The sequence below is a fragment of the Frankia sp. CeRuru1 genome (assembly GCF_977966315.1).
Genome location: NZ_CDWWEW010000182.1, coordinates 1,447 through 10,700, shown reverse-complemented (window position 1 = coordinate 10,700; position 9,254 = coordinate 1,447). Strand labels below are relative to the sequence as shown.

General features: G+C 70.0%; 8 protein-coding genes. 1 reads left to right on the top strand and 7 read right to left on the bottom strand.

The annotated features are described in order from the left end of the window. Positions 1-104: 104 nt before the first annotated feature. From AC08OP_RS14225 to AC08OP_RS14215, 3 genes are read right to left on the bottom strand one after another with little or no spacing between them, the layout of a single operon-like run. Positions 105-1,094, bottom strand: coding sequence for a tyrosine-type recombinase/integrase (locus AC08OP_RS14225; RefSeq protein ID WP_476614628.1), 990 nt, complete (start codon positions 1,092-1,094; stop codon positions 105-107). Then, positions 1,091-2,035 carry a tyrosine-type recombinase/integrase gene (locus AC08OP_RS14220; protein ID WP_476614627.1) on the bottom strand — a complete coding sequence of 315 codons (945 nt, stop codon included), beginning with the start codon at positions 2,033-2,035 and terminating at the stop codon, positions 1,091-1,093. Before AC08OP_RS14220 ends, AC08OP_RS14225 begins: the two co-directional genes overlap by 4 nt. Further along, on the bottom strand, positions 2,032-2,943 hold the full coding sequence (locus tag AC08OP_RS14215) for a tyrosine-type recombinase/integrase (RefSeq protein ID WP_476614626.1): 912 nt from the start codon (positions 2,941-2,943) through the stop codon (positions 2,032-2,034). Before AC08OP_RS14215 ends, AC08OP_RS14220 begins: the two co-directional genes overlap by 4 nt. 430 nt (positions 2,944-3,373) lie before the next feature. On the opposite strand from AC08OP_RS14215, the gene AC08OP_RS14210 reads away from it, so the two are divergent. Then, entirely contained in the window at positions 3,374-3,643 is a 270-nt protein-coding gene (locus tag AC08OP_RS14210; RefSeq protein ID WP_476614625.1) for a hypothetical protein, read from the top strand. A 160-nt stretch (positions 3,644-3,803) separates the two neighbouring features. Here the strand turns inward: AC08OP_RS14210 and AC08OP_RS14205 are convergent, their stop codons facing one another. The 4 genes from AC08OP_RS14205 to AC08OP_RS14190 form a co-directional block, all read right to left on the bottom strand. Then, positions 3,804-4,532, bottom strand: coding sequence for an HAD family hydrolase (locus tag AC08OP_RS14205; protein WP_476614624.1), 729 nt, complete (start codon positions 4,530-4,532; stop codon positions 3,804-3,806). A 58-nt stretch (positions 4,533-4,590) separates the two neighbouring features. Then, positions 4,591-5,469, bottom strand: coding sequence for a MurR/RpiR family transcriptional regulator (locus AC08OP_RS14200; RefSeq protein WP_476614623.1), 879 nt, complete (start codon positions 5,467-5,469; stop codon positions 4,591-4,593). Positions 5,470-5,655: 186 nt separating this feature from the next. Next, positions 5,656-8,121: a HelD family protein gene (locus AC08OP_RS14195; protein ID WP_476614622.1), complete on the bottom strand. Its 2,466-nt coding sequence runs from the start codon at positions 8,119-8,121 to the stop codon at positions 5,656-5,658. Between the two features lie 428 nt (positions 8,122-8,549). Then, a complete protein-coding gene (locus AC08OP_RS14190; protein WP_476614621.1) occupies positions 8,550-9,119 on the bottom strand; it encodes a type 1 glutamine amidotransferase domain-containing protein in 570 nt (189 codons plus the stop codon). Positions 9,120-9,254: the final 135 nt, after the last annotated feature.

Here is a 9,254-nt window from a genome sequence, read left to right as displayed (position 1 = left end):
CCCTCGTCGGCAACGGCGATTATCCCGATGTCCTCGTTATCCCGATGGCTCGGGCGGGACCCGCGGGCTGCCGTGGGCTGCGCGGGCCCCGCGATCGGGATAATTCAGAGGCTTTCGAGGAAGGCGAGCAGCGGGTCGCTGGGGGTATAGCGGCCGGCCGGGACGCCAGCGGGTGTCATGCGGGCTAGGGCCTGCTCCTTCAGCTTCATGTCGGCGTGGATGTAGGCCTGGGTCGACTTGGTGCTCTCATGGCCGAGCCAGAGCGCGAGGACGGCGATGTCGACGCCTGCGTGCAGCAGGCTCATCGCGGTGGAGTGCCGGAGGGTGTGTGGGGAGATTTTCTTCGCGGCCAGGGACGGGTAGTTCCTGGCCGCGATCCCGTGGTATTTCGTGAGGCGGGCCTGGATGGCGTCAGGGGACAGCGGCCTGCCCTGGCGGGTGCGGAACAAGGGGGTGTCCGGGTTGCTCCCGCGTTCGGCCAGCCAGTCGCGCAGTGCCGTGACGGTGGACGACTCGAGGGGCGTGTAGCGTTCTTTGCGGCCCTTGCCGAGGCAACGGACATGCGCTTCGCGGTCGAGGTGGACGTCGCCGCAGGTCAGCTGGGTGAGCTCGGAGACGCGCAGGCCGGTGCGCAGCGCGAGCAGGAGCAGCGTGCGGTCACGCCGGCCGGTCCAGGTCCGCCGGTCGGGTGCGTCGAGCAGCGCTCGCGCCTCGTCGTCGGTAAGGAAGCTGACCACGGTGGTGCTGGTGCGCTTGCCTGAGATGGCCAGGACGCGCTGGATGGTCGCGGCGTGCTCGGGTGCCTTCCAGGCGGCGTGGCGGAACAGCGAGCGGATGGCGGCCAGGCGGGCGTTGCGGGTGCGCGCGCTGTTGCCGCGGTCGGATTCCAGATGGTCCAGGAAGGCTGAGATCAGGTCGGCGTCGAGTTGCTCCAGGTCCAGTTGCCACGGCTCGGTCCCGGTGGCGCGGCTGGCGAACTGGACCAGCGGCCGGAGGGCGTCGCGGTAGGCGGTGACGGTGCGGGGGCTGGCCTGCCGCTGCCTGGCCAGCTTGTCGGTGAAGAAGCTCTGCGGGATGGGCGCCAGCGTGGTCATGGCCGGCTCTCCTTTCCGCTGCCCAGGCTCGCGGCGGCGGGGCTGAGCCGGCCGACGGCCAGCCCGAGCAGCTCCGGGGTGGCCTGCAGGTACCAGTACGTCGAGCTCGGGGCGACGTGCCCAAGCCAGGTGGACAGCAGCGGCAGGCGCGTGCTGACGTCCTTCCCGTCGCGGTACCAGCTGATCAGGGTGCTGACCGCGAAGGAGTGCCGCAGGCTCTTGAGGGTGGGCCGGGTGCGGGCGGAACGGGGCTGCAGGCCGGCGCGGCCGACGAGGCGGCGGAACGCGGTGTCGGTGTTGGACGAGTGGAGGCGGCCCCCGCTCAGCGACACGAAGAAGCCCGGCGCTGCCGGGCGAGGGCACAGGTAGTCACGGTGCTCGGCGTATTCGCGCAGGGCGATCACGGTGCTGGGGTGCGGGGCCAGCTCGCGGGACTTGCCGTACTTGCCGTTGATGACCGACAGCCTCCCGTGAGCCAGGTCCACGTGGTCGCGGTCGAGCGCGTAGGCTTCTCCCGGCCGCATGCCCGTCACGGACAGGAGGCCGATCAGCGCCTGGCAGTTGAGCGCGTGCAGACGGGTGGGCCGTTCAGCCGCGGCTTTCATCAGCGCGGCGAGGTCGGCACTGGTGAACAGGAACGGGACGGGCCGCTGGTAACGGCGGGCCAGCAGGTCAGCCGGGGGCACCTGGTGACGGTCGTCGAAGGCGTGCAGGTACCCGGCGAACCCGCGGGCCGCCGAGAGCCGGAACCAGTGCCAGTAGGCGGATCCGCCCGGGCTCGTGGCCCACGACAGCGCGGCGTCGACCGTGACGTGAGCGAGCCCGAGGCCGTCCAGGTAGCGCGCGAAGTCGCCGACGAGCCTGCCCGGCGCTTCCAGCATGTATCCCAGGGACCGGCGCAAGGCCAGGTAGTTCTCCGCGGCGTGCTGCATCGCGTTCATGACACGGCCTCCGCTGCCGGCCACGGGCGGGCCAGCTGCGCCAGCGCCGCCCGGTCGACCTTCGCGTAGATCGCGGTCGTCCGCAGGTCCTGATGCCGCAGCATCTGGGCGACCTCCCCGAGGGCGGCGCCCGCCGCCAGCAACTCCCCGGCCAGCGCATGCCGCAGGCGCTGCGGCCCGGCCGGCTCCATTCCCGCCGCCGCGCACGCCCGCCGGACCACGTCCGCCACGCCCTGCCTGCTCAGCGGCTGGCGTGGCGTTCTGACCGTCCAGAACACGGCCCGGCCTGGCAGGTCCCGCGGCCGGGCCCGCAGGTAGGAGGCCATGGCCTCTCCCGCGTCGGGCGGAAGGGGAAGGCGGTCAGCCCGTCCGCCCTTGCCGTGGATCAGTAGCGTGCCGCCGCGCCAGTCCACGTCGTCCAGCGTGAGTCCGGCTGCCTCCGCGGACCGTAGTCCCAGCCGTGACAGCAGCACCAGCACGGCGTAGTCACGCTGGCCGCGCTCGCTGCCGCGATCGCATGCCGCCAGCAGCGCGCTCACCGCCGAGCCGTCGATCCGGGCGGGAAGGGACGCGAGCCGCCACCGCGGCTCGGTCGGCACCGCGCCGGCCAGCGACCGGGGAATCTGGCCGGTGACGTGCAGGAAACGCAGCAGCGACCGCAGCGGGACCGACAGGCTGCGTGCCAACGGACCGCCCGGGCGGATCAGCTCGCCGATGACCTCCAGGACGCGGCCCGCCGTCATCTCCCGCAGAGCCTCATCGACCGGGTCCGGCAGCCGCGCCAAGAACAAGGCTGCGTTGTGCGAGTAGTTGTCGACCGTCCCCTGCGCTAGTCCGCGTTCCCGGGCCAGGTAGCAGCGGAAAGCCTCCGCCAGCTGGCCCCGGGCACCAGCGTCAGAGCGTGCCATGACACCCTCCCTTCGTCTGGATGTTCCGACTCATCCAGACGAAGGACAGCAGGTATCACAGAGGAGGCCGCAAGTTATCCCGATCGCGGGGCCCGCGCAGCCCACGGCAGCCCGCGGGTCCCGCCCGAGCCATCGGGATAACGAGGACATCAGGATAATCGCCGTTATCCGGACATCCGGACATCCGGATAACGGCGACTTCGACGCCTACTGGACCTACCACCTCCAGCAAGAACAACACCGCAACCATCACAGCAAGTTCGCCGACCACTACACCCCGACTTGATCACGTCACTTGACAGGAACTACACCCGACGACGATGAGCGGAAGTTCATTATCGATCAGCAGCTCTCGCTTGCTGGCTTGCGTGATGCCGGCAGCGTTCAACTCCTGGACCGTGAAAAGTTGGAAGTGTTGCCGGGAATCTCCTTGATGCCGACCCTGGGGCACACCAGCGTCATGGCGGCCAGCGGCGGCCAGCGGATCCTGTTCTTCGGTGACGCGATCACCTGCCCGCACCAGTTACACCACCCGAGCTGGCACAGCGTTGGCGACGTCGACGTCAAGCTTGCGAACCACAGCCGGGAGTGGATCTGGAACGAGCTGTCGAAGCCAGGAACCGACGGGGTCGGCTCACACTTCCCGCAGGCACAGGAGGGCACCCTCGCACTCCACGAAGGGCGAGCGTGGTCAGCCTGAAACTCACCGGGAGGGCCCGGCGCGCCCGGGCAGCCGAGCCACGGGCCCTCCCGCACCTACCAAGCGGCGAGATGAAGATCGGTGAGTACTCCAAGCCGTGTCGTCGACGTCGCCCGGCCGCCGTTCACATTGCCGGTCGCCTGCGTCGCCGGGGGATTCGTCATGACGGCATGAGCTGGCGAATGACGGCTGGCTCGGTCAGGGACGGGGTCACCAGGAGAGGGCGTCCTTCCGCCGGCCACGGCAGGGGTGTGCTCTGCGGCCAGTCTCCGGTGGTAACGACGATGACCGCCAGACCGGCCCGCTGCGCGGCGATTGCCCCGATCCTGGAGTCCTCGACGGCGACCGCGTCGCGCGGATCAACTCCCAGGGTCGAGCAGGCGGTTAGGTAGACCTCCGGGTGAGGCTTGGGTAGGTCGACATCGTCCGCGGCGATGGTCGCGTCGAACGCCACATCGAATCCCGCGCCGGTGAGCATCGCGACGAGTACATCGGCCGGGCTGTTCGAGGCGACCGCCATCGGTACGCTGCCGCTCAGGCCAGCGAGCAGGGCGGCCGCGCCCGGCATGGCGCGAGGAGGGTCACGTTTCACCGCCTGCCGCAGCGAACGGTGAAGCACCGATGCGATCAAGGCAGCTTCGTGTTCCTGGTTGCCCCAGCGCGCGATCCGCGCGGCCCCCGACGCGACGGAGCTGCCGACCAGCTGCCCGCGCATCGCGTCGTCCAACTCGAAGGAGACGGCCGCGGCCGCCTCGTCGAACGCGGTGGCCCATGCCGCCGTGCTGTCCACGAGCAATCCATCGCAGTCGAACACCACCGCGGCTGGCCGCTGACTGCCCCCTGTTCGCTGGTTCGCGCCGTGGTCGGAAAACGTCCCAGAGATAATCATCTGTCTCCATCAGAATCTGAACAGTCCGAGCGAATCAGTAGCGATTGAGTAGGACGAATCAGTAACAGTGTTCATCGAGAGCATCCGCAGCCAGAGTCTGCGCGATGCGGGCATGGTCAGGATTCCGCAGAAGAAGAGCGATGAAAAGGCTCTCAAGAACCAGGAGGTGGGCGAGACGGCTGGTCATCGCCTCTATTTGGTACCGGGTTTTACGACTCCCGGCGACGAGCACGGTTGTCGCGACCTCCGTCAACGGGCTGCTGTGAAAACTGGTGATCGCGATAACCGCGGCACCGGCGGCGTGTGCGCCGCGAGCAGCGCCTACGGTCTCATGAGTCGCCCCGGTGTGACTCACCGCGACCGCGACATCATCCGGCCCGAGCAGGCGTGCCTGCACGTGCTGCGTGTGCACATCCGGCGGGAAGCTGGCCGGGACGCCGATCGTGGCCAGCCGAAACGCCCCGTCCGCGGCAATCGGTGCGCTTGTGCCGACCCCCAGAAAAAGAACACGCCGCGCCGCATGGAGCGCCTCAACGGCATCGGCAAGCGCACCCGCGCCCACGCTCATCGGGACGCGCGACAGTGCCTGACCGTTCGAGGCCGCCAGCTTGGCAAGCACCTGATGCACGGTGTCGCTGGGATCGATGTCCTCCCGGGGGCGTTCACCGAGCGGCAGAAGATCTTGAGCTAGAGCGATCTTGGCTGCCTGGAAACCCTTGAAGCCGAGACTTTGGCACGCGCGGACGACCGTGGCGACCCCCACCCCCGCGGCAGCGGCGACCTCGGATACCGAGAGATTAAGGATCTCCGCTCCCGGCTCCAGCAACGCTTCGAGGACCCGGGCCTCGCTCGGAGCGAGATCCGCGGCGGCCCCCCCGCACCCGTTCAGCAAGGGTGCCAGCCGGCTCGTCAGCAACGCTCGCCGCGCCGGTCTCACTGGGCCTGGTCGCCCTGGGCCTGGTCGTCACATCCACGAACCTAGCCACACGGAACAACGTTCCGATGAACGATGGATGGACATTTTATATCAAGAAAATATCGGAATTTTGTTCCGACGCTGCTCCTCACGCAGGGCTAGCTGGTATTTGCGGACGGATCCGGAACCCGTCCGCGGGCGGGCACGTTACCGCCGGGCGAGTCGGCCCAGTACCGGCGGAAGCTCGCCGGAATACACCACGGTCAGGAAACAGGTGGCCCGGGTCAGCGCGACGTAGAGGTCGGCGAGCCCCCGGGTCGGCCCGGCCAGCAACGCGGCCGGTTCCACCAGCACCACCGCGTCGAACTCGAGACCTTTGCTCTCCGCCACGCTCAGCACCGCCACCGGCGCGTCGAGAGCGTTGCCGACGGCGCTGGCGGGGTCGACGGAGTCCGCCGCGACCGCCAGATCCGGGAGGGCTGCCATGAGGGCACCGCGCAGCCCCGGGATGTCCTGCGGGCGGCAGATCACGGCGACCCGCCCGTCACCGACCTCGCTCGCGGCCCGGCTCGCCGCGTACACCACGGCGGCGACGAGGTCCCCGGGAGGCTCCTGGGCGAAGGTCCGCCTGTCCTTTAGCAGACCAGTCTCGAGCAGACCGACGAGGCCCGGGACATCGTCGGTCGTCACGTCGCCCACGCGCACCGCCGTCGGGGCACGGCCCACCGAACGCGCTGAGAGGGGAACGGAGACCGTCGGGTCCTGCGCCCGCAGGACGTCGGCGGCAACGTCCATGATCTCCCGAGGTGTGCGGTAGTTGACGCTGAGCCGCTCGACCGTGAACCGGTCGCCGACCGCGGGCCCCAGCAGCTCCCCCCAGGACGTCGGCGCGCCCGGCCGGGCGGTCTGGGCCAGGTCACCGACGAGGGTCGCCGTGCGTCCCGGGCAGCGCCGCCACAGCAGCCGCCACAACATCGGCGAGACCTCCTGGGCCTCGTCGACGATCAGGTGGCCGAAAGTCCAGGTGCGGTCCTCGCGGGCATGATCGGCGGCACTGCGCCGCGCCCGCGGCCCGCTCCACCGCTCGGCGAGCGCCTCGGCGTCAACCTGCCCCTCGAGCCCGAGCATGTCCACCACGCCCCGGGCGTACTCGCGCTCCTCCTCGCGTTCCCGCTCGGCACGGCGGGCGGTCTCGCGGCCGGTCTCCTCGCCCGGGTCGCCGAGCAGCTCGGCGGCCTCGTCGAGCAGCGGCACATCGGCCGGAGCCCACGCCCGCTCGGCCCGCTCGACCCGATCGACGGCCGCTGTACCCGCCGTACCCACGCCGTCGCGCTGCACCGGGATCCGGGCGGACGCTGCGGCCGTCCGCCGGTCCTCGAGCAGAGATCGTTCCGCCGGGGTGAGCCGGCTACCCGCCGCACGCGCCAGGGCCGCCGGATCGGCGAAGAGCTCCTCGAGGAGCCGCTGGGGGGTCAGCAGCGGCCAGAGGCCATCGAGCACCGTACGGACCTCTTCCGCCGACCACAGGTCCCGGATGATCTGGCCGCGTTCGTCGGCGTCGAGCAGCCCGCCCGGGATCTGGTTCACCACCTGGGTGGCCAGCTCTGCCAACAGCTCGCGCAGGAAGATCCGACGGGCCGAGTTGTGCGGGCGGCGGCTGCGCCGCGCCCGGGTGCGGGCCCGCGCGACCGTGTCGCGACCGAGGCGCAGCATGTGATCGTCGTAGGGGATGAGTACCTCTCGCCGCGGCAGCCGCTGCCGGTCCCTGACGGCGGCGGCGATGACCTCGGCCATCCGCGGATCACCCTTGAGCGCAGCGGTTGCGACGTCCTCGACGCCGTGCGCGTCGACCCCGGGAAAGAGCCGTCCCGGCGTGGCGAAGATCACCCCGGTCTCCCCGAGGGAGGGCAGCACCTGGTCAATATAGCGCAGGAACACCGGACTCGGCCCCACGATCAGCACGCCGGACTGGTCGAGTCGAGCCCGGTCGTTGTAGAGCAGATAGGCGGCACGGTGCAGCGCCACCGCGGTCTTACCGGTCCCCGGTCCACCGTCGACGACGAGCACGCCGTTCGCCCGCGCCCGGATGATGCGGTCCTGCTCGGCCTGCAGAGTGGCGATGATGTCGTGCATGCGCCCGGTCCTGGGCGCGGCCAGCGCCTCGAGCAACATCGTGTCGCCGGACGCCGTCACCCCGCCGGGCTCGCTCGTGCCGGTGCCAGTGCCGGCCGGCAGGCTCAACGGGTCGTCGGCGATGCCGGTGACCTCCCGGCCCTTGGTCCGCAGATGACGCCGCCGCACCAGACCGTGCGGATCGGCCAGCGTCGCCCGGTAGAAGGCGGTGGCCACCGGGGCCCGCCAGTCCACCAGGATCGGTTCCTGCTCGCTGTCGGACAGGCCGATCCGGCCGATGTACGTCCGGCGCCCGTCGGCGTGGTCCATCGCGCCGAAACACAGCCGCCCTTCGGCGGCGTCGAGGCGGGCGAGCCGGTCGGCGTGGGTCGCCGCGAACACGTCCCGTTCCACGAGTGACTGTGGGGTGCCCGTGCCACTTTCCAGCAGGACCCGGCGCAGCTGCCCACGGGTGATCTCGCGGACCTCGTCCAACCGGATGTACAGCGTGTCCAGGTACGCCTGTTCACGGGCGCGCTCGACGTCCTGCATGGTCGGCACCGGCTCTCCTCCCAGTCGCGGTCGGATTCTTGGGCTGCGGCTTCCCGGGCTGCGGGCCGACGCCGTCAGGTGAGCCAGGGAGAGTAACAGCCCCTCCCCGGCAGATCTTCCCGGCCCGCCTGGTGACCCGGCTCCGGTGACCCCACCCTGGTAACGACATGTCCACGACAACGACGGCGTGTCCACGAACGACCACGGCAACCACGGCAAGCCGGCACGGCGGCCGGCACGGCGGCCGGAATGCCGCATCATCGCTGTTCCAGGTTACGGATGTCCGGCGACGGGATACACCGCAGTGATCCACCTGGTGCGGGGTAGCGACCAACCTGATCCGAGGTAGCAGACGGCCCGGGCGAAGGAGCCGTTTCCGGCGGTTCCTTCGCATCCACGGTGAACGGCGTCCCGAACTGGGGCGTCCACCGAGGTGATCAGACGCCCACCGAGGTGAGATGCTCCACCAGGGTGCCGTCGAAGGCCGGCAGATCATCCGGCCTGCGGCTGCTGATCAGCGTGTTCGGCCCGGACCGGCAGATGACGACCTGCTCGTCCACGACCTCGGCCCCGGCGTTGCGCAGATCGGTGCGCAGGCTCGGCCAGCTCGTGATCCGCCGTCCGCGGACCACGTCCGCCTCGATCAGGGTCCAGGGAGCGTGGCAGATCGACGCCACCGGGCGGCCGGCATCGAAGAAGTACCGGACGAACTCGACAACACCCGGCTGCCACCGCAACTCGTCCGGATTGGCGACTCCGCCGGGCAGCACCAGCGCGTCGAAGTCCGCGGGATCCGCCTCGGCGACCGTGACGTCGACCGGGAAGGTGTCCGCGGGGTCCAGGTGCCGGAACGCCTGCACCCTGCCTCCCTCCGTCGACACCAGCACCGGACTCAGGCCGGCCTGCTCGATGGCCTTCCACGGCTCGGTGAGTTCGACCTGCTCGACGCCCTCCGGTGCCACCAAAAACGCGATCTTGCGTTGAATCCTGTCGTCGTGCGTCGTCATCGACACGTCCTCCTGCCTGATTCCTGTCTGCTGTCTGCTTGCCGTCTGCCTGCTGTCTGACTCCTGTCTGCCTGCTGTCTGCCTGCTGTCTGCTCTTGTCTCGCCAGCTGGGGTCGGGACCGGACGGGCGTCAGG